The following is a 19,872-nucleotide window of genomic DNA, read 5'->3' as shown; positions in this document are numbered from 1 at the left end:
ACGATCACTCTGCCGCCGATTGCGGGGACGATTCGGGTCGCTGTTCGATCTCGAGTTCCTCGAGATCCTCGAGGTCGCCCTCGGACGTTGCTCGTTCTATCTTCGATATCTCCTCGGCGTAGTGGAGGAATGTATCGACCGAGGCGACGACGACACGCGCCTCGATGGTCAGGAGTTCGATCCCGACGACCGAGACGCGAGCCCAGATATCGATGACGACGCCTTTGTCGAGGATTCGGTCGAGGACTTCTGCGAGGCTCGAGGAGTCAGGACGGCGTTGTGGTGATGTCATAGCGAACAATCGGTACTGGGGCAAGGAGCCGTTTGTGGACTGGCGCTGCATCTGCAAGCCGCGTTTCTGTTTCCGACGACCGCTGACTTACCGGATCCACGCTATTGGGTTCCCCAATCGCGAGAGCGCCGCAATACCGGTACAGATACTCGAGCAAATACGTGACGTAGCGAACGAGAGTTGATCCTCGAAAAAGTGAAAGCGTCTCACCAACCAGAGTACACGCAACCGGCAGTCGTTCCGTTTCATGCTCCGAAAGGATCCGTTCAACGGAGCGTCAGCACGATCAACGAGCACCGACCCCACTCTGTCACCGGCCCGGATACGGTTTCGTCGTAAGGGAGTGCGTTCGAAGACCGATCACTCCCGGCGCGCGGGGTGATCCGCCGCCAATTGTCGCTGTCCGTGCAGGTTCTCCCGGAGCGTCGAACCCTCGTAGGACGTCCTGATCAGTCCGCGCTCGCGGAGCACCGGTACCACGAGGTCGACGAATTTCTGGAGCGTCCCTGGGCGCGTCACCTCCTTCAGGTTGAATCCGTGGATCCCGACCTCGTCGCGCCAGTCCTCGAGTTCGTCGACGACCTGTTCCGGCGATCCGACGAGCACCGGCGAGGTCGATCCGAGCCCGGCGAAACGAGCGACCTCGCCGACCGTCCACTCGCGGTCGGGATCGTTTTTCGTGAACGCGTTGATCGCTCCCTGGATCGCGTCCGTCTCGATGTGCTCGACCGGCTGATCGGGGTCGAGGGTGGAGAGATCCGTGTCCATGAAGCCGCTCAACAACGAGAGTGTCCCCTCGACGCTCACGTGGTCGCGGTATGTTTCGTGTGTTTCACGGGCGAGGGCCTCCGTTTCGCCCGTGATGACGACGATCCCCGGGAAGAACTTGATCGACTCGGGGTCGCGACCCGCAGCAGTGGCCCGTTCGCGCATGTCCTCGACGTACGCTCTGGTCGCCTCCTTCGTCGGCTGGGAGACGAACACGGCCTCGGCGTTCGAGGCGGCGAACCGACGACCCCGATCGGACGACCCCGCCTGATACAGAACCGGCGTCCGCTGGGGCGAGGGCTCACAGCCGTGAGGCCCCGGTACGGAGAAGTACTCGCCCTCGAAGTCGATCGCGTGCACCTTTTCCGGGTCGGTGTACGTCCCCGGGTTGGCATCGCGGACGATCGCGTCGTCCTCCCAGGAGTCCTCCCAGAGCCGGTAACAGACGTCCATGAACTCGTCCGCCCGGTCGTAGCGCTCGTCGTGTTCGATGCGTCCCTCGAGGCCGAGATTCCTAGCGGCGCTCTCGAGGTAGGAGGTGACGATGTTGAACGCGATCCGGCCGTCGGTGACGTGATCGAGCGTGGAGAGTTCGCGCGCGAGCTGGTAAGGGTGGGTGTAGGAAGTCGATCGGGTTACGGCAAAGCCGACGTGATCGGTCACTTCGGCCATCGCGGGGACGAGTGCCTGCGGGACGTTCGACGGGGTCTGAATCGCGCGTTCGATCGCCGGGTCGCGGTTCCCCTCGTACACGTCGTAGATGCCGCGCACGTCGGCGAAGAAGATCGCGTCGAGGCCACCCCGTTCGGCCGTCCGTGCGACCGACGTCCAGTAGTCGCGATCGGTGTAGCGATGGGACTGGTCACCCGGGATCGTCCAGGTGCCCGGCGAGACGTGCTCGACGGCGTTCATCGTAAAGAGATTGAAGTGCAGCGGCTGCGTGCTCATGAACCTGCTTACTGTTCCCCCAACAAAAGTGGCGTGACACCGGTAAGAAGCGGTTCAGGGGACTCGATTCCGTCACTCGAGGACGCGTCACCGAATCGGCTCAGAGAATTCCGCGATTGTCCCCCATGGATCGCTTACCGGTGGATCCGGGCCGCTGACACACCCATTAACACGAACAGTAGTACTCGGGGCCCCCGAACTCAGTCTCGAGCAACTGTAACGTCGGCCCGGGATCGGACGGACGGTACACCCCGGTGGTCAGGCCACGGGTCGTCTCGAATGCCCCCGAGAGCAACAACCGCCACTGTTCCCTGTCGAGGACGTCGTTCGCCGATGGATCGCCGGCGAGCAGGGACAGGTAATCTCGAAGATAGACCCAGCGGGCCTCGTGGGACTCTCCGGCCGCGTACGACTCGCCGACGGCGTCCGCATAGGCCGCGTACGGGAGGTTTACTCCGGCTTCGACCGGCATCGAGATCCACTTCCACGGTCGGGTGTTGACGTCCAGCAGGACGTACTCCTCGCGATCCGTATCGTAGACGAATTCGGCTTCGCTGATACCGTAATAGCCGGACGCCTCGAGTACCGACCGAGCGCGGTCTTCCAGCACCGGATCGGTCACCGCGTCGACGACACACGACGTTCCGTAGGCCCGCGGGTAGCGGACGCGAGCATTGCCGACCACGCCGATCGTTTCGCCCTCGGGGGAGACGTACGAGGCGAACGACCGATCGTCACCGGTCGCGATGGGTACTTTCTCCTGGGCCATGACCCGGACGTCCGCGGCTCGAGCCCGCTCGACGACCTCCAGGAACGCCTCCTCGTCGGCCACTTCGACGACGTTCGTCCCGAGGAGCTCCTCGAACTCGCGCTTTCTCGCGGGTTTGACGACGAACGGGTACTCGAGCGCCGCAGCGGCCTCGAGCGGATCGATCTCCGCGAGTCGGTAGGTCTCCGGGTAGGGCACCTCGAGTTCCTCGGCGAGTGCGTACAGCGACTCTTTGTCGAGTACGGTGTCGATGACGTCCTGGGCAGCGAAGGGGAGTCGGACGCCCGCGGGTTCAGTTTCGGCGAGCGCGTGTACCCACTCGTCCATGCAGGGGAATACGACGGGATCGTGAACGAGCGAACTGGAAACCCGCTCGATATCCTCGCAGAATCCGTCGAGGTCGTCGAGCGGGAAGGTGACCTCCCCCGCTGCGACCACGGCGTCCGCGTACGGTGCCACCCCGTCCCCGTTTCGGTCGAGCGCGATGATCGGGACGTCGTGGGCAGCGAGCGCTCGTGCGACGCTGCAGCCGGTGATGTGCGCATTGCAGACGATCGCAGGCGGGCGATCGAACGAGCGTTCCCCCAGTCGTTCACAGAGGGTCGAGAGCGAATCGAACGACGATGCCATACCCCACCGTGGAGAGCCCGATACTAAACCAGCGGGTTTTTACGGGAGTCATGTAAGAAATCTGTGTTTTGGTCGCGAGATTTATCAACCAGAGCCACCATTTGGTACGCGTGGTTGAAATGAAGACGAGAACGGAGGGGGCCCTCGGTGACTGACGAGCCTGAAGTGCTCGTCGTCGACGATGAGTCCCGCCTCGCCGATCTCTTTGCGGCCTGGCTAGGGACGGATCGACCCGTCGCTACGGCCTACAATGGCGAGGAGGCCCTCGAGAAGATGTCCGACTCCGTCGAGGTGGTTTTGCTCGATCGCCGTATGCCCGGTCTCTCCGGCGACGAAGTTCTCCAGGAGATCCGGAACGAGGGCTACGACTGTCGGGTCGTGATGGTCACCGCTGTCGACCCCGACTTCGACATCATCGAGATGGGCTTCGACGATTATCTGGTCAAGCCCGTATCGAAGGACGAACTCCTCGAGATGGTGGCGAATGTATCGACTCGATCGAACTACAAAAGCGACATTCAGGAGTACTACGCCCTCGTCTCGAAGAAGGCGCTACTCGAGTCCGAAAAGGCCGACCGCGAACTGGCCGATCACGAGGAGTACCAGGAACTCAGCAACCGCGTCGAAACGCTCCGCGAACAGGTCGACGAAACGGTCTCAGATATGTCCTCTCACGATGATTTCGTCGGCGCCTTCCAGGATTTACAGACCGAAAACGGCCCCCAATCTTAATTCTCGAAACGGAACTCGAATCGGGCCCCTCCGTCCGGTCCGCTGGTCGCCAGCACCGTCCAGCCGTGGCCGTCGGCCACCTCTTTGACGACCCAGAGACCAAGTCCGATCCCCTCCGAACCGGTCGACACCTGGGCGTCGAAGAGGTCGTCGCGTATCGACGCCGGAATACCGGCCCCATCGTCGGCCACGTAAAAGCCGGGGGTCTCTTCGAGCCGACCAGCCCGGATCGTAAGCGGTGTCGCGTCCCCCGACCGTTCGATCCCGTGTTCGACAGCGTTTCGAAACAGGTTTTCGAACAGCCTGAGCACCGGCGAACGATCCGCCTCGAGTGTGATCGTGGAGTCGATCTCGAGTTTCGCGTCGTCGACCGAGACGTTTTCCCAGGCCTCCGTCACGACCGACTCGAGGTCGTGGGACTCGACGTCGACGGCCCACTCGCCCTCTCGAGCGACCGTTAGCACGTCCGCAATGATGGCCTCCATTCGATCGAGCCCCTCGTGAACTGTCTCGAGGTGGTCGGTCGAGCCAGTTTCCTCGGCTAACTCGAGATAGCCCTGGGCGACCCCGAGCGGGTTTCGGAGGTCGTGGCTAACGATCCCGGCGAACGCATCGAGGCGTTCGTTCTGCTCGCGAAGGCGTCGCTCACGGCGCTTTCGACAGGTGATATCACGGACGACACCGACGATGCCGCGGAACGTGTCGTCCGCGGCGACGAGCGCAGCCTGGGTTTCACAGGGGATCGTCGTCCCGGATTTGGTCTCGAGGACGGTTTCGAACGTCGTCGTGGGCTCGCCGTCTGCGACGAGTCGATCGAGTGGATGATCGGTCTGTCGGGTTCCGCCCTTGGACACATCGTCTTCGATAGGCTCTCCCTCGGTCACCCTGTCCTCGACCTCATCGCCCTGCGGCTCGGTGAACAGCAGCGACAACGGCTCGCCGAGCAGTCCTTCTCTGCTGTAGCCGGTCATCTCGACGAGCGCGTCGTTGACCGTCGTGAAGTGGCGGTCGCCATCGACGACGTACATCCCGTCACCCGCCGCCTCGACGAGGCGTTCGTACCGTCGAAGCGACTGTTCTTGCTGTGAGAGCCGGCCCCGGATCGCGATCGACTCGAGCGCGTAGGATGCCGTCTCGGCGATCGATTCGATCGTCCGCCGCTGTTCGTCGGTGAACGCTGACGTGCCGTAGACCACCAGCACGCCGAATCGCTCTTCGGCAGTCGCCAGCGCCAGGACGGCAACCGACGCCGCTCCCCGATCGAGTGCGTCCGTGCCGAGTGGAACGCGTCGCTCGTTTCGGTCGATTCGGTCGACGACCCGGGGCTCCCGCGTTCGAAGGACGTCTTCGAGGAGGGGCTCGCGACCGGAACCGATCGGAAACGTTCGTTGCATGGGCCAGTCGACACCGGTTCGATCCGTGATCCACGGAATGATTTCCCTTTCCCCGGGGTCGTACTCACCGAGCCAGGCGAAGACGTAGCGGTCGTCGTCGTCGGTGAGCGTCTCCCGAACGGCCCGTTCGATCTCGCCGGCCGTGCGAGCGTCCGCCAGACGCCGTTTCACCCGGCCGGCAATTCGATCGAGTGGTGGCGCTGTGTCGCTCTCGAGCCGACTAACGATCGTCGTCGACAGCGCGTTTGCAGTACCCGTTACCGGCGTACGGCTGACGATCTCGCCGAGGAGGTGTCGCTGTTGTGGGTCAGTTCCAGTCCAGTGGACGAACGCCGGGATTTCCGGCCACCGTGATTCGACGTCGTCGAGCAGCCCGTGATCGTTCCCAACGGTGGCTGCGTCCACGACGATCGCGTCGACCCTATCACACTCGAGCCGGCCGATCGCATCGGTGGACGACTGAGCGATGGCGACAGTGACGTCGCTGTTGACCAGCGCCCGGGTCACGGCCGCTCGCGTCGTCCGGTCGGCGCTCACACAGAGGACGCGAGGGCGTCCCTGAGTCGACTTCGTTGTATCCGTGTTGGAACTGTCGTTCATTCGGAGCCTCGATCGTCGCGTTGCCGGGGTGAGGCGATCGATACGTCGTCGCCTCCCACGACTGTCGGTGAGTCCGGACCGTCGAGTAGCCGGTGAGTCCGATGGGCGATGGCTCCGGCCAGGTCGTCGATCACCGAGCGGAGACGGACGAGTACCGGGACAGCGTTCCACCCAGCTGACGGACTGGGTATGCCATCGAGTGGGGTTCCACGCCTACACTACTGGGGAAATCGGGCGTCGGGGCCCGATTTTTCGCTACAGTCGACGCGTGGAAGCGTACGAGACACATTCCGGCGGTTGTAAAACGAATTGGCGGCCCACCTGATTGCTTTTACGGCCCTCGCGAACGCTTGTCGCTACTCGAGATCGATCGTCTCGCCCTGGCGGATGATCGTCATGTTCCCCTGCTGATCGAGTTGGACTCGGTAGTTGTAGTACGAAAAGGAGAGTTGCACCTGTGCTTTCTCAGCCGGTGGCTCGTCGAAGAGGTTCTCGAGCAGGTGGTCGACGTACTGATACAGCGGCGGCATCTCCTCGACCGGACGGCCCTCGAGTTCGGCAATCGGGTGGACGACAGCGAGATACGGGTCGTCAGGGTCTGGCTGGATCTGACGGTGGCGAATCCGGTGTGACGGCGATTCAGTCTCGCTGTCGAAGTCCTCCGGCGAATGTTTTTCAGCCATACCCGCCAGTTCGGTAGACAATCTAAAGAATGTCAGTGACACGAGAGATGAGAATGAGGTGTATCGAACTGTCATCACCGTAGACGGCTCTGCCCCCTCTCGAACGGCACGAACTGCTCGGACGGATACCATCGGATCGTGCACGACGAGTCATCCGAATCGTGCTCGAGGCGTTCCATCCGAATCGTTCGGCGATTCGTCGTAGCGGCGTAGGAACCGTGGCAACTTTGCCCCGTCGCCCCGGAGGCCCACTCGAGCAACGAATGCGTCACGCCCACCCAACCGAGCAGGCCGTCGGCATCGAGTACTACGTCTCCGACACCGACGGCACCGGCGGCCGGTTACGCGCCCGGGACGACCACTTTCGCGTCCGCGAACTCGAACGATTTTCGACCGAGCCGGTGGACACCTCGATGGACGCCTACCCCCACCTCGTGTTCCGGGCGACGCTCCGTGGCTGGGATACCAACGACTTCGCCCGACGGCTTTCCGACAGCCTGGGCGTCTCCCGCGAACGCGTGTCCTGGGCGGGCACAAAGGACAAGCGAGCGGTGACCACTCAGCTCTTTTCGGTCTACGGCGCGGAACCGACCGACATTCCCGAACTCAATCGTGCCGACATCGAGATTCTCGGGCGGGCGGGTCGCTCCCTCGAGTTCGGCGACCTGGCGGGGAACGCGTTCGAACTGGTCGTGAGCGATCACGACGACGAGAGTGCCACGAACACACTCGCCATCACGGACGACCTCGCCGCATTCGCTGGAACCGACGCCGACCCCGCACTCGGCGACCCGATCACGGTGGGCGTCCCCAACGTCTTCGGCCAGCAACGATTCGGAAGCAAACGGCCGATCACCCACGAAGTCGGCCTCGAGATCGTCCGCGGCGACTGGGAAGGTGCCGTCATGGCCTACCTGGGGCGACCGACGGCGGCCGAACCCGATGATACCCAGGCGGCCCGCGCGTTCGTCGAGAAGACTCGCGACTGGCAGACCGCTCTCGAACGGTTTCCAAACCGACTGCAGTACGAGCGGTCGATGCTGCACGAACTCGCCGAACACGGCGGTGAGCCGGACGCCTCGACGTTTCGTGGTGCCCTCGAGCGCCTTCCCACGAACCTTCAGCGGCTGTTCGTCCACGCTGCCCAGTCGTTCGTGTTCAACCGGATACTCAGCACGCGCCTCGAACGCGGCCTGCCGTTCGACCGACCCGTCGCCGGCGACGTCGTCTGTTTCGCCGACCGGGATGCCCCCGAAGGGCTCGAACTTCCGGACGTCGATCGCAGCCAGCGCGTCGACGAGCGCCGCGTGCAATCGGTGACCCGCCATTGCGAGCGCGGCCGGGCGTTCGTCACCGCGCCCCTCGTCGGAACGGAGACGACCCTCGCCGACTGCGAACCGGGCGAGATCGAACGGGCTGTGTTGGACGACCTGAACCTCGAGCAAGCCGATTTCGACCTGCCCGGCGAGTTCGACTCGACCGGGACGCGGCGAGCGATCCTCGTCCGGACGGCGCTCACGGTCGAAGACAATCCCCGCACGTTCTCGTTTTCGCTGCCGAAGGGGTCGTACGCGACAGCCGTGATGCGGGAGTACTTGCAGTGTGATCCGGTCGATCTGGGATAGTGGGTCATAGGAGCCGTCGCGCCACCTCGAAACACGTCCGTTTTAATCCCGCGGGGGCAATCCCGGCTATGGAGTGTCGCCACTGCGGATCGCCCCTCGAGAAACCCGGCGACTTCTGTCTCGTCTGCCGAGAGGGAAGCACCGAGACGGTGGTGCTCGAGGCGGCCCGCGACCGGGCGACACTGACGATGCTCGACGATGAGGACGTTCTGGGGGAGACGACGATCACCACCGCCCCCGAGGAAGGCGACCTCGCAATCGTCGAACTGCGGAATTTCGCCGGGTTGCTTGGCGACGAACTGCGACGAAAGCGCCCCGAGGAGGTGTACGCGGCAGGTGACCGAGACGTCGTGCAGGCCGTTCGCGAGGACACCCACTACACGTTTTACCGGGTCACCGACGACGACCCCGTCACCGCAGTGCTCGAGCGCCGCGGCGACCGGGCGCTCGACGTGGTCGACCTGGCACCCGCCGAGAAGATCGGCGGTAGTCACTCGACGCTCATCGGTGGACGAACGGGAATGCGCGCGATCCAGACCGTCGCCGAACACCCCCACGTCAAGAAGGTGATCCCCGGACCGATCGACGCCGGCGGCACCGGCTCCCAGTCGGGGCTCCGAGCGAAGGTAACGAGAGCGGACGACGGCGGGAACGTCCGAATGCTTCTGCGCGATGGCTCGAGCGTCCAGGAGAATCGGATCGTTACCACGGCGCGTGACCGCGAGCTGGGCGAGGCCGTTCGGGCCGACCTGAACGAAGCGTTGCTCGAGGCCGGTTTGCAGGACGAGTAGTGCGTTTCCAGGGCGAATTTGGTAAGCGATATCAGGTGACGGGGATCTATTTCGATCACCAGCCGATGCGTGGGACGGGAAGCGTACCAGCGGATCGAACTCAACACCTTTATCAGAACGCCGGGGATAGTGATCGATACTATGGCCGAAAAGCAGCGAGGACGGGTCGGCAGTGCCGGCCGTTTCGGAGCGCGATACGGACGCGTCGCCCGCCGACGTGTCACGGAGATTGAACACGACATGCGATCGTCGAAAGTCGACGGCGACGACGTCACCCGTATTGGGACGGGCATCTGGAAGAACGAGGAAACGGGCGAAGTCTTTGCTGGCGGTGCCTACCGCCCGCAGACCCCCGCCGGCGAGACGGTTCGACGGTCGATCCGTGCCGCCCTGGGCGAGGAGAACGAGTAATCGGTACGCATACGGCACTCCACCCCTATTACACACATATGAGCTACAAGTGCTCCCGATGCAAACGCGACGTACAGCTCGACGAGTACGGGGGCGTTCGCTGTCCCTACTGCGGTCACCGCGTCCTCCTGAAAGAGCGCAGCCGGGACGTCAAGACCGTCGACGTCAACTAAGTCGCTAGTTTTTCCGGTGTTTCCTCACAACGCGACCCTCGAGTTCGACTACGAGACCACAGCACGAGCGACCGTCGTGACCGAGGCAGTCACCCGCGAGGTCGGCGAGATCGACGACGATCGATCCCGGGCGACGATCGATCGTGATGACACCACCGTGACCGTCGACATCCGCGCACGAGACAGTACGGCGCTTCGAGCGGCACTCAATACCTGGTTCTCCCTGGTCGACGTCGCCGAGCGAACCGCGGCGATTGCTTCGTCCCACCTGGCGGGTACCGACGCCGACGCCGACCCCGAACCCGACACCGACGGCGGCCGATCCTCGAATCGCTCGAGCGATTCTACACCCCCCTCCAACTCCACCTCAAGTGAGCCGTGACTTCAACAGCGTCTCTTGACGAACCGACCGATGAAGATCCGATCGAGTGGCAGCTGACACCCTCGAACTCGGGACTCCTCCAGGGACTGCTCGGGTTCTCGTGGTCGATCTTCGGCGGTTTCGTCGCCCTCCTATTCGCCGGCTCGCTCGCACTGCTCCTCGAGGGGCGTGTCGCAGCGAGCAGTACCCAACTCACCCTCATCGCTGGGAGCGGGGTTGCTGGTCTCCTCGTGCTAGGCTGGCTCCTCTCTTTGCTCTCGCGATCGAACACCGGTCGGGCGTTCCTCCGGGTTCGACTGCCGGAGCCGAGCGACCCTGAGCGATCGGTCGTCGAACACGCGCCGCTGTGGCACCTCGTCGTTCTCGCGGGACTGGGTGCCCTCGTCCACGCCGCTGGGTTCGCACTCGCCATCGGCCTCGAGCGGTCGTCGTTCTGGTATCTGGTACCGATCGGCGGTGTCTACGTCGCGATCGTGAGCTTGCGGTGGTGGCTGCCGACGACCGGCCGACTCACCGACGATCGGCTCCTGGTGACCTCGTTCCCTCACGAAAGAACGAGCGGCCGGCGATGGTTCGGAGAGTTCGAGACGACGCACGAACTGAAGCGATCGCCGGCGGCGGAATCGAACTGGATGATCCGACGCTGGGGGCTCGGTGACACCACCATCGTCTGGATCGCTCGAAGCGACGGTGGTGGGCCGGTTCTGGCCGCGATGCCCACCGAATGTGTCGACAGGCTCGAGGCGTGGCTGCACGGGCAGTCATCCAGCCGACGTACCCGACGTCGCTGACGAAGAGCAAAGCTTGGCTTTATCAGTGCGGAGGGCAACGGTCGAAGTATGCAAGGCAATCTGCCGCCGGAGGCACAGGAGAAAATCGAGCAACTGCAGGATCTCCAGGAGACCGCACAGACGGTCGCCGTTCAGAAACAGGAGGCCGAATCCTCACTCAACGACGCCGAAGCGGCCCTCGACGAACTCGACGGTGTCGACGAGGAGACGACCATGTACCGCCAGGTCGGCGAACTGTTCGTCCAGACCGACTACGACGAGGCCCAGGAGCAACTCGACGACAAGGTGAACACGCTCGAGATCCGCCTCGAGACCCTCGAGAAACAGGAAGAGCGCGTCCAGAACCAGTTCGAGAGCCTGCAGGATGAACTGCAGAACATGCTCGGCGGGATGGGCGGCGGCCCGGCAGGCCCAGGCGGCCCGGGTGCTGGCGGCGCGTAAATGACGCCCGATCCGTCGACCGCATCGGAGCCGTCCGACGAGACCGTCGTCCAGACGGCATCGGACGCCGCCGAAGACGTCATCTTCTCGGCGTACAAGCAGTCGGCCGTCCGTGACTACGACGTCACCGTCATCTTCGAGGATGGCGTCCTCGAGGTCGACGTCTACCTGAACGTTCCTGAAGATGCGACGGAACGCTCCCCTGACGACGTCGCCGACGATGCCGCTCTCGCGGCCCGGTCGGCCGTCGACGACCTGTTCGGCGAGTAAGCCCGGTCAGGGACTTCTTTTTAGCCGACTCGAGCGATCATTCCACATGTGTAGCGGTGCCGATTCCAGACGACTACGTGATCCTTTGACACACCACCGAAACGACTTTCCGGCATCCTCGAGTGTGTCGGAACGACGAATGGAGACCCTTTCTTTCCGCTGAGCCGGGTCGTCTCGCGCCGTCGTCGAGCGACGACAGTGTCCGCCGAGCGATCGGTGGGCTCCCGTTAGTCGGATGAACACTCGATAGTCGCTTGGACACCCGGAATGACAGTCGGAACCGAGCGACGGCCATCGGTGAACCGGTGACCGTCGAATCGCCCTGCTGGAACCACCCGCAGTTCCGGCACAGAACGACAGACCGATGTCACGACCATCCAGCGACACTGCAGCGACGCACAGCAACACGACCGCACTCGTCGTCTCTCGCGACACTACCACCCCCGTCTCGACCGACGAAATCGCCGACCTCGCTCGAGCAGCCGGCTACACCGTCGAGGAGGCCGTTACGCAGCCCGGTCACCCCGACACCGGGAGCTACCTCGGTGCGGGCCGGCTCGAGGAACTGGCCACCCTGGCGACCGAAACCGCAATCGAAGCCGTCATCGTCGACGCACGGCTCACGCCGAGTCAGCACCACGCCATCGTCGACGCGCTCCCCGACGGAATAGCGGTGATCGACCGCCACCGACTCGTTCTCGACATCTTCGAGATGGGTGCCGGCGCCCGGCGAGCGAGCCTGCAGGTCGAACTCGCCCAGCTTCGGTACGACCTGCCGCGGCTCATCGCAACGACCGAGGAAGGGATGCTCAACCGGGTTACCGAGAGCGGAACCCCGGTCTACGACGTTCGAGACCGAATCGCTCGCCTCGAGCGGGAACTGGCGTCCCTCCCGGATCCGAGCGAGCAGTTCCGCCAGCAACGCCGCGAGCAGGGGTTCGACCTCGTGACGATCGCCGGCTACACTAACGCCGGGAAGTCGACGCTGCTGCACCAGCTTGCCGACGACCTCGAACTGGAGTCGACGGTCGAACACGAGCCTGACCCGGACGGAACCGGCGACACTGGCTCCGAAAAACACGCCACCGCGAGCGTCGCCGACCGACTGTTCGAAACCCTCGAGACGACCACTCGACGGTCGACTCTCGGCAGGCGGCCGGTGTTGCTCACCGACACCGTCGGCTACGTCGACGACTTGCCCCACGACCTGGTCGCCTCCTTCAGCGCCACGCTCTCGGAGGCGAGTGCAGCCGACGTCGTCGTGCTCGTCGTCGATGGGAGCGACCCACCCGAAACGCTCGAGCGACGACTCCAGGTTTCACTCGACGTGCTCGAGGAACACGGCGTCGACGACGACCAGCTACTGACGGCGCTGAACAAAGTCGATCGTCTGACCGAGGCCGAACAGGAACGACGTCGCACGCTCGCCGAATCATACGTCTCGACGGTGCTGCCGCTCAGCGCTCGCGACGGGACGAATCTCGAGGCACTCCGTACACAGGTCGTCGATCGACTGCCCACGGAACGGGCAACCCTCGAGCTTCCAGCTGGTGACGACGCGATGGCACTCGTCTCCCGAGCGTACGATCGAACGGTCGTCGCAGACGTGACCTACGCCGGCGAGACGATCACGCTCGAGTGTGCCGGTCGACCCGACGTCGTCGAGCGGCTTCGAGCGGAAGCGGCGAGCTTACAACGGTGAGCGGAACCCTCAGTCCACGTGACAGTGGCCGGCTCTCGAGACGGGTCATCGGCGGTCGTACGGAAGCTCGTCCAGGCTCTCCCTGACGCGGGGCCGGATCCTGAACAGCGACTGTTCTGTTTCCCGCTCGCCGTCGTCGGTGACGTACGCCTGGGTGTAGACGACGCGCTCGACGCTGACGTCGTCGGGAATCTCCTGGCCGACGACGACCGCATCGAGTGCTTTCCCCGGCGGAATCGGCGTCGCTACCGCACACCACCGATCTGGAAGGGCCGACGTGTGAGGGCGGAGGATATTCGACCCTTCGTAGAGAAACCCGTCGTCGCCCACAAAACTCGTCTGGACGTGCCCGCGCCAGGTCACCGGCCGCTCGCTCGTGTTGTGCACCGTGAAGAACGCAACCGTCCGCTTGCCGCCACCGGGAACCGGTTTCTCGAGGAGTTCCTCGAGCGTGACGTCGTGAACCAGCGCGACGAGCGTCAGTGTCAGCACCGTTCCCGTGACCTGCAATCCGACCGCCCCCGGCGGCTTGGTGTCCGATGGATCGTACGTCCGGTCGGTTTCGCCGTAGGGTATCGTGCCGTCACCAGCCCACTCGTCGGGATGTTCGCCCACAACTGTCTCGTACGCCTGCTTGATTCGAAGAAACTGGTCGCGAGAGCCACCCTGGTCTGGATGGTGCCGTTTCAACAAACGGCGGTACGCCGCCCGGATCTCGTCTAAATCGGCATCCGGCGAGACTCCGAGCACGTCGTAGTGGCTCTCCATATACGACACAGATATGCCCCGTAAAAATGAATATTTTCGATTATCGTAGTCGTTGGCCACCGTCCACGAAACACCAATTCGTTTTCAAACAGGAGATCGTGCCTCCTGTTAATCGCCAGATGAGTAATGATGTTTCGACAATATAGCGAGGTTGTCAGAAATTTGATTGGCCAGCAACGAAGCAGTGGTCACCAGACACCACGACCAACACCGTCCTGGCTTCACTCTTCGCGAACATCGATTTCGACGTGTCCGTTACTCTCGAGCGATATCTGATACGTCAGATAAGGGAACGTGACGGTGACGTCCGTCGCCGGCGACTCGAACAGTTGGTCGAGGGCGTCGGTGTTGATCACGTCGTGAAGCGGCGGGTACTCCGGCGGGCACAACTCCTCGAGAGGGACGTTTTCGGCTTCTGCAACGGCCTCGATAACGGCGATGCTTGGCTCCGGATTGAACGGTGAGTTCCATTGTTCTCCCCCTGAATCCATTTTTTCGAAATACGTCCGAAGGTGTTTGTTAAGGTTTTCTTTCTGTTCGACGCCGAGTCAGTCGATATGTCGACTGACTGTCGTCCAGTAAATACCGGCTAACACGACGGCACCCCCGACGACCGTCACGACGTCGGGCACCTCAGAGAGGAGAACGAACGCCAACGCCGTCGATCCGACCGGTTCGCCCAGCCAGGTGACGCTGACCACGACCGACTCGAGGTGTTTCAACACCCAGTTGACGACGGTGTGGCCCAGTACGCCGGGCCCGACCGCCATGGCGAGAAAGAGCAGCCACTCTCGAGGTGGGTAGGCGAGGTAGTCGTGACCCTGGACGCCGACGAGTACGAACAGCGTGATCGCACACGCGGTGTAGACGACCGTCACGTACGGGAACAGGGAGACGCGCTGGCGGATCGAGCGCCCGGCGAGCACGTAGCCGGCGACGGTAATCGCGCCGAGGATAGCCAGGCTGTTCCCGTAGAGCGTCGCGTCGGCGATCGGTGCTTCACCAGCGCCACCGAAGGACATCACCGCAGCACCGCCGATGGCGACGAGGATGCCGAGCACCGTCCGGCGATCGACGTACTCGCCCAGTAGGAGTGCGGCCCCGATCGCGACGAAGAGGGGCTGTGTTTGCACCAATGTGACGCTTGCCGCGACGCTCGTGTAGTTGAGACTCTCGAACCAGGCCGCGAAGTGGACGGCGAGGGCGACCCCGGCGATGGTCGCGCCAGCCAGATCACGCCAGGAGAGGCGGGCGAACTCGTGTCGGTGCCAGATGAGGGCAATCGGCGCGACGATCGCCGTCGTGAAGACGACCCGGTAGAGTGCCGCAACCGAACTCGGCGCGACGCTCCAGCGAACCAGGATCGCGCTCGTACTCGCGGCGAAAACGGCGAACGCGAGGGCAGCGGCTGGGGTCACCTCGAGGTCTGCCTGGTCGAACACGTCGCGCCGGAACACGTCGAATCATACGCGAGTGATAGTAAAGCAGTGACGAATGTCGCAATCCCGACGGTTCGTCACTTCCTGGAGACTCGACGGGGGTGGTTTCGTGTGGTTACGGCCCTTCCTGGGTCTCGATCGAGACGTCGACCGCGTCCGGGGACGTGACCTCGAGCACCTCCGTCGTTCGCTCGTGGCGTTCCCGAAACATCCCCTCGAAACCGACGACCGAGAACGGCGTTGCCAGTGCTCCGAGACCACCGTACGGCAACGCATACTCGACGTGGTCACGGACGATCGTCTCGTCGCCGTCCGCGAAGAAAGCGTGAGTGTGTACCCAGGTGTCGAACGGCCCGTGGATCATCTCGTCGGTGAAAGCGGCCCGCCCCGGTCGCCGTTCTCGCTCGGTGATGAGCGACGTCCAGTGCTGGCGCAGCCCGACACCGAACGGGCGGATCGACAGGTCGACCTCCGATCCGGCCTCGAGCAGCTCGGGGTTCCGTTCGCCGTCGGGCCCGATCACGGCCTCGACGCGAAGGTTCATCCAGGAGGGTGTAAGCATCTCGAGTCCGTCAGTACGTGAGTGAAAGTCCCAGACGGCCTCGAGCGGTGCGCGGACGCGAGTCGATCGTTCGTAGGTCGCCATCGGTGGTCGTACGAGGGCAACAGTGAAAACAGTGTAACCGCCGGCGCTCGCTCGAGCGACGATGGGGAGATGGCGTCACGCCAACGAGACAGAACCTACTTGAGCCGCTCTTGCAAGAACGAGGGGTGGGCCGCGGTGACGCCCCCGATTTCGAGGATGTCCGTCGCGATGATGTCTCCTAACTCGTCGCCGTTTGCCGCACGAACTTCGGCCATTAGCATGTGGTCACCACTCGAGCTGTACAGCGCTTCGACCGACTCGAGGGCTTTCAGCGCCCGGGTCGCCTCCACGTAGCGTTCGCTGGCCACGTCGATTCCCACCAGTGCAATGGTCTGACTCGATAGCTTCTTCGGGTCGACGTCGGCGGAGTACCCCACGATCACGCCGTCGGCTTCGAGCTGATTGATGTACTTCCTGACCGTCGGCTTCGACACGTCGGCTCGAGACGCAATTTCTGCGTAGGACGCCTGGGCGTCCTCCTCGAGAACTTCGAGAATACGATCTTCCGTCGGACGGGTGCTCATACCATCTCTTTTGCTTCGACGGGAAAATATCTTTTGTATCCGAAAAGCGATTCGCACTCGAGTCGAGCGTTGTTCACTGGAAGCGATCGGCGCGCTTATTCGCCCGCCTGACCGAAGTGGAGATGATGGTCTCGTTCGACGTCGTGATGGGGCTGTTTTGGCTCGTGGCCGGTACCGTCATCTTAATCCCCGCCTACTTTATCGCGTTTCGGGGACGGCCTGACCTCCACGTCCACTACGACGACGACGTCGATCCGGCATACGTCTCCCGACGGGCGGGAGCGACGGCCCTTCTCATGGGAGTCGTAACGATCGGCTACGGACTCTGGCAGTTGCTGATTGGGTACCATCCGTTCGCCCTGGGTGGGTTGCTCGTCACGTTGTTCGTATTGAGCGTGCTCACGAAACGATTCGCTCAGGGATGGGGGTGGAACGCGGAGTCGGCCGAACAGTAATGTGATTCGTGGAACTCGAGACACGCACGCGCTGCCGTCTCCGCTCGAGTGTCTCAGGATGTCCACGAATCGCTATACGAAGCGTGTCTCGAGCGATATTCGTGGTGACACTCGAGGACGCTGGCGGATCGGTTCTCCCAATGGTGCTGCAAGCCGTACGTGATGGAGAGTCTATCGTTACGAAAGTCGTGCGTGATGGTGACCACCGCCACCGCACCTGTCACGCAAACTTTGGCCGTTCGGAGGTGACAGTGACGTCACCGTCGAGGATCGGATCCTCCCCATTTTCGCTGTAAGTGTACCGCCCGGTCGACTCACAGAGTGTACACTCGTACGTTTCCATGATCTCGTTGATCAACTCCCCGTCCTCGAAGTAGACGCGGCTCTGGGTGATCTGCAGGAACTGTGCGGTGTCACAGTTGGTGCACTCGATCATAGCTGGCGACACATCGAGACCACTCGTAGTTATCTAGACGGTACCGACGACGAGACCGTTCCTATGAACCGATTACTACCGATTGCGCTCAGGAGACGCACCACAAGCACACGTGGCGATCTCCGAGCAGCGATCCCCTTCGTCACCTGATGTGCTTCCGGTTACCATCGCCTACTCGAGCGAAAGCTGTCGTTTACGACGGTTTGCCAGGCCAGTACAGTATACTTCCCCGACAGTACTGGGCGAGTATCCTCTCCGATCGATAGCGTACGGTATTGGCACGAGGATGAACCGCTCACAGCCAGCCAACCGCCGCACCGCGTGGATTGTACGCCCCCGTTGGCACCACGACACCGGTCAGTCGACGACTCGAGGTCGCCACCTCACAGCTGAATCTGAACGCGCTCCCCTAATCGAGCGGACTCGTAGGCCGCTTCGGTCAGCGCCGTCACTGCCAGCGCGTCGCGGGCGGTCGCGGGCGGGTCGCTTCCGGTTCGAACGCTCTCGAGGAAGGCCCCCGCTCGAGACGGCTGGTGTCTCGGGTCGATGTACGGATGGTGTTCACCGCTGTCAGTGTCGATTTCGAACACCCGCCGGGAACGCCATTGCTTGCCCTCGAGATAGACCGCCCCGTCGTCGTCCCAGATGTGTAGGTGTTCACGAACGGACGGAGCCGAACCATGAAACGAGAACGATCCGGTGGCACCGTTTCGAAAAGTGACGTCGAGGTGGGCGCGGCTGTCGACTCGCTGGTCGTCGTCGTAAAAGTCCATACTCGCGGCGACTGACTCCGGTTCGAGCCCGGTCGTCCAGAGAACGCCGTCGAGGACGTGGCTCCCAGTATCGTAGAGGAATCCCCCGCCGGAGAGGTCGGGGTCGAGTCGCCAGGTTCCTGCGGAATCAGTGATCCAGTCCTGCGTGATCGACGCGGTGAGCCACCGTGGCTCGCCTGCCGGATCTGGATCGAATTCCTCGTCCTCGGGTACACTGAAGCGGTTTCGAGCCCGCCGAAACGCCGTCTGCAAGTGGCGCTGATAGCCGACCATCAACACCGCCTCCCCCGACTCGCTTCGTTCGACCAGATCCTGAGCGTGATCGAGATCGGTCGACAGCGGTTTGTCACAGTAGACGTGGAGCCCACGCTCGAGGGCGGCGACCACCTGCTCGTAGTGAAGCGTGTGTGGGGTCCCGATGAGGACGGCGTCGAGTTTGGCATCCTCGAGCATCGTCGCGTACTCCTCGTGCCGGGAATCCTCGGGCACGGAAAACCGATCGCCGATCGCTTGTCGCCGCTCGGCGCTGAGATCACAGACGGCAGCGACGGTGGCATCGGGTTGACGGTGGAACTGTTCACCGACGGTCGAGCCGATGTAGCCGAGGCCGACGATGCCGATTCGAAGCGGATCCTGGTGCGTTGGCCGGGTCGACATATCACGGTTCACACCTGCCAGCGGTATTGATGTTTGGCGTGTGGCAACGTCGGCCATCATCACGAGCGCCGATACGTTTCCTGAGAAGCGGCAATCTCCAAGCGATCCCGGGGCCCACGCAGGTCGGAAGAGACAGCCTACTCGAAACCGGTGGGTACCGCCGTTAACGTCGGTTCTTTTGTGGATCGATCCTTCTACTATCTCATGACACGCACGTTGTACCAGCTCGAGGGGTGCCCGTTTTGTGAAAAAGTCGCCGACGCACTCGACGACGCCAGCGTCGAGTACGAGACGGTCTGGACGGATGCCATGCACTCGGATCGAAACGAGGTCAAACGCGTCTCGGGCCAGCGGGGCGTTCCCGTCCTCGTCGACGGCGAAACCGGGGTCACGATGGCCGAATCCGAGAACATCCTCGAGTACATCGACCAAACGCTCGCTTGAGGAGTCACCCAGCGTATAGGTATCGGCTACGACAGGGTAGTGCTTGCCTGTCGACGGTGGTGACTGCATACACCAGCGTGTGCGTGAGAATAACAAAGGCCCCGTTCGTTGGATGACCGGGTGCGGGGAACGCAACCCCGTCGGGTGCGCGCTCGGTGCACCGTACCTGTCGGCAACCACGATCACACCGGTTGGGTGTGTGGCGGTACCGGCAGCGTGACGACGCGCTGACCAGTCGAGTGCTGTGTCCGTGCCCGAACCCGAAGTGGACTCGCCCCCGCTTCGAGTACGCTCATGTCTCTCACCAGGGCGGGCTTCCCGCCCCCGC

At 63.1% G+C, this 19,872-nt stretch carries 23 protein-coding genes and 1 pseudogene; 12 read left to right on the top strand and 12 right to left on the bottom strand.

The features are described from left to right. Window positions 1-4: 4 nt before the first annotated feature. From gvpA to NGM68_RS05955, 3 genes are all read right to left on the bottom strand, one after another. On the bottom strand, window positions 5-292 hold the full coding sequence (gene gvpA / locus NGM68_RS05965) for a gas vesicle protein GvpA (protein ID WP_252700730.1): 288 nt from the start codon (window positions 290-292) through the stop codon (window positions 5-7). Window positions 293-652: 360 nt separating this feature from the next. Beyond that, on the bottom strand, window positions 653-2,008 hold the full coding sequence (locus NGM68_RS05960; RefSeq protein ID WP_252700729.1) for an LLM class flavin-dependent oxidoreductase: 1,356 nt from the start codon (window positions 2,006-2,008) through the stop codon (window positions 653-655). 166 nt (window positions 2,009-2,174) lie between these two features. Further along, window positions 2,175-3,407 carry a carboxylate--amine ligase gene (locus tag NGM68_RS05955; protein WP_252700728.1) on the bottom strand — a complete coding sequence of 411 codons (1,233 nt, stop codon included), beginning with the start codon at window positions 3,405-3,407 and terminating at the stop codon, window positions 2,175-2,177. Between the two features lie 147 nt (window positions 3,408-3,554). Here NGM68_RS05955 and NGM68_RS05950 point away from each other — a divergent pair, with 147 nt between their 5' ends. Next, window positions 3,555-4,139, top strand: a complete 585-nt coding sequence (locus NGM68_RS05950; protein ID WP_252700727.1) for a HalX domain-containing protein — start codon at window positions 3,555-3,557, stop codon at window positions 4,137-4,139. Here the strand turns inward: NGM68_RS05950 and NGM68_RS05945 are convergent. Next, on the bottom strand, window positions 4,136-6,133 hold the full coding sequence (locus tag NGM68_RS05945) for a PAS domain S-box protein (RefSeq protein WP_252700726.1): 1,998 nt from the start codon (window positions 6,131-6,133) through the stop codon (window positions 4,136-4,138). The genes NGM68_RS05950 and NGM68_RS05945 overlap by 4 nt on opposite strands. A 356-nt stretch (window positions 6,134-6,489) precedes the next feature. Continuing rightward, entirely contained in the window at window positions 6,490-6,816 is a 327-nt protein-coding gene (locus tag NGM68_RS05940) for a HalOD1 output domain-containing protein (protein ID WP_252700725.1), read from the bottom strand. Between the two features lie 263 nt (window positions 6,817-7,079). Here NGM68_RS05940 and truD point away from each other — a divergent pair, with 263 nt between their 5' ends. From truD to hflX, 9 genes and pseudogenes are all read left to right on the top strand, one after another. Continuing rightward, window positions 7,080-8,441: a tRNA pseudouridine(13) synthase TruD gene (gene truD, locus NGM68_RS05935; protein WP_252700724.1), complete on the top strand. Its 1,362-nt coding sequence runs from the start codon at window positions 7,080-7,082 to the stop codon at window positions 8,439-8,441. A gap of 68 nt (window positions 8,442-8,509) precedes the next feature. After that, window positions 8,510-9,232: a DUF2103 domain-containing protein gene (locus NGM68_RS05930; protein WP_252700723.1), complete on the top strand. Its 723-nt coding sequence runs from the start codon at window positions 8,510-8,512 to the stop codon at window positions 9,230-9,232. 141 nt (window positions 9,233-9,373) lie between these two features. Then, on the top strand, window positions 9,374-9,643 hold the full coding sequence (locus NGM68_RS05925) for an eL43 family ribosomal protein (RefSeq protein ID WP_252700722.1): 270 nt from the start codon (window positions 9,374-9,376) through the stop codon (window positions 9,641-9,643). Between the two features lie 38 nt (window positions 9,644-9,681). Continuing rightward, a complete protein-coding gene (locus NGM68_RS05920) occupies window positions 9,682-9,816 on the top strand; it encodes a DNA-directed RNA polymerase subunit P (RefSeq protein WP_252700721.1) in 135 nt (44 codons plus the stop codon). A gap of 16 nt (window positions 9,817-9,832) precedes the next feature. Beyond that, a pseudogene (locus tag NGM68_RS05915) lies at window positions 9,833-10,087 on the top strand (KEOPS complex subunit Pcc1); the annotation flags it as partial. Between the two features lie 107 nt (window positions 10,088-10,194). Next, window positions 10,195-10,989 (top strand): hypothetical protein, encoded by a 795-nt coding sequence (locus NGM68_RS05910; RefSeq protein WP_252700720.1) that lies wholly within the window; start codon window positions 10,195-10,197, stop codon window positions 10,987-10,989. 48 nt (window positions 10,990-11,037) lie between these two features. Further along, window positions 11,038-11,430 carry a prefoldin subunit beta gene (locus NGM68_RS05905; RefSeq protein WP_252700719.1) on the top strand — a complete coding sequence of 131 codons (393 nt, stop codon included), beginning with the start codon at window positions 11,038-11,040 and terminating at the stop codon, window positions 11,428-11,430. Continuing rightward, window positions 11,431-11,700 (top strand): DUF3194 domain-containing protein, encoded by a 270-nt coding sequence (locus NGM68_RS05900; RefSeq protein WP_252700718.1) that lies wholly within the window; start codon window positions 11,431-11,433, stop codon window positions 11,698-11,700. It begins immediately after the preceding gene. A 364-nt stretch (window positions 11,701-12,064) separates the two neighbouring features. Then, on the top strand, window positions 12,065-13,402 hold the full coding sequence (gene hflX, locus NGM68_RS05895; RefSeq protein ID WP_252700717.1) for a GTPase HflX: 1,338 nt from the start codon (window positions 12,065-12,067) through the stop codon (window positions 13,400-13,402). A gap of 45 nt (window positions 13,403-13,447) precedes the next feature. Here hflX and NGM68_RS05890 read toward each other — a convergent pair whose 3' ends face one another. From NGM68_RS05890 to lrpA1, 5 genes are all read right to left on the bottom strand, one after another. Continuing rightward, complete coding sequence (locus tag NGM68_RS05890; RefSeq protein ID WP_252700716.1) at window positions 13,448-14,170, bottom strand: J domain-containing protein; 723 nt, start codon at window positions 14,168-14,170, stop codon at window positions 13,448-13,450. Between the two features lie 221 nt (window positions 14,171-14,391). After that, window positions 14,392-14,661, bottom strand: a complete 270-nt coding sequence (locus tag NGM68_RS05885) for a HalOD1 output domain-containing protein (protein ID WP_252700715.1) — start codon at window positions 14,659-14,661, stop codon at window positions 14,392-14,394. A 57-nt stretch (window positions 14,662-14,718) separates the two neighbouring features. Beyond that, on the bottom strand, window positions 14,719-15,627 hold the full coding sequence (locus NGM68_RS05880) for a DMT family transporter (protein WP_252700714.1): 909 nt from the start codon (window positions 15,625-15,627) through the stop codon (window positions 14,719-14,721). 97 nt (window positions 15,628-15,724) lie between these two features. Next, window positions 15,725-16,255 (bottom strand): SRPBCC family protein, encoded by a 531-nt coding sequence (locus NGM68_RS05875; protein WP_252700713.1) that lies wholly within the window; start codon window positions 16,253-16,255, stop codon window positions 15,725-15,727. A 95-nt stretch (window positions 16,256-16,350) separates the two neighbouring features. Then, entirely contained in the window at window positions 16,351-16,779 is a 429-nt protein-coding gene (gene lrpA1 / locus NGM68_RS05870) for an HTH-type transcriptional regulator LrpA1 (RefSeq protein WP_252700712.1), read from the bottom strand. Window positions 16,780-16,904: 125 nt separating this feature from the next. On the opposite strand from lrpA1, the gene NGM68_RS05865 reads away from it, so the two are divergent. Then, window positions 16,905-17,234 (top strand): hypothetical protein, encoded by a 330-nt coding sequence (locus NGM68_RS05865; protein WP_252700711.1) that lies wholly within the window; start codon window positions 16,905-16,907, stop codon window positions 17,232-17,234. A 220-nt stretch (window positions 17,235-17,454) separates the two neighbouring features. On the opposite strand, the gene NGM68_RS05860 is transcribed toward NGM68_RS05865, so the two are convergent. Then, complete coding sequence (locus NGM68_RS05860) at window positions 17,455-17,670, bottom strand: hypothetical protein (protein WP_252700710.1); 216 nt, start codon at window positions 17,668-17,670, stop codon at window positions 17,455-17,457. 383 nt (window positions 17,671-18,053) lie between these two features. Then, on the bottom strand, window positions 18,054-19,100 hold the full coding sequence (locus NGM68_RS05855; RefSeq protein ID WP_252700709.1) for a Gfo/Idh/MocA family protein: 1,047 nt from the start codon (window positions 19,098-19,100) through the stop codon (window positions 18,054-18,056). A 204-nt stretch (window positions 19,101-19,304) separates the two neighbouring features. Between NGM68_RS05855 and NGM68_RS05850 the strand changes: the two genes are divergently transcribed. Then, window positions 19,305-19,544 carry a glutaredoxin family protein gene (locus tag NGM68_RS05850; RefSeq protein WP_252700708.1) on the top strand — a complete coding sequence of 80 codons (240 nt, stop codon included), beginning with the start codon at window positions 19,305-19,307 and terminating at the stop codon, window positions 19,542-19,544. The last annotated feature ends 328 nt before the right edge of the window (window positions 19,545-19,872 follow it).

It is taken from the genome of Natronosalvus vescus, from assembly GCF_023973145.1.
Taxonomy (GTDB): domain Archaea; phylum Halobacteriota; class Halobacteria; order Halobacteriales; family Natrialbaceae; genus Natronosalvus; species Natronosalvus vescus.
The sequence above is the reverse complement of the archived record's forward strand: the minus strand, read 5'-3'. Positions and strand labels throughout refer to the sequence as shown.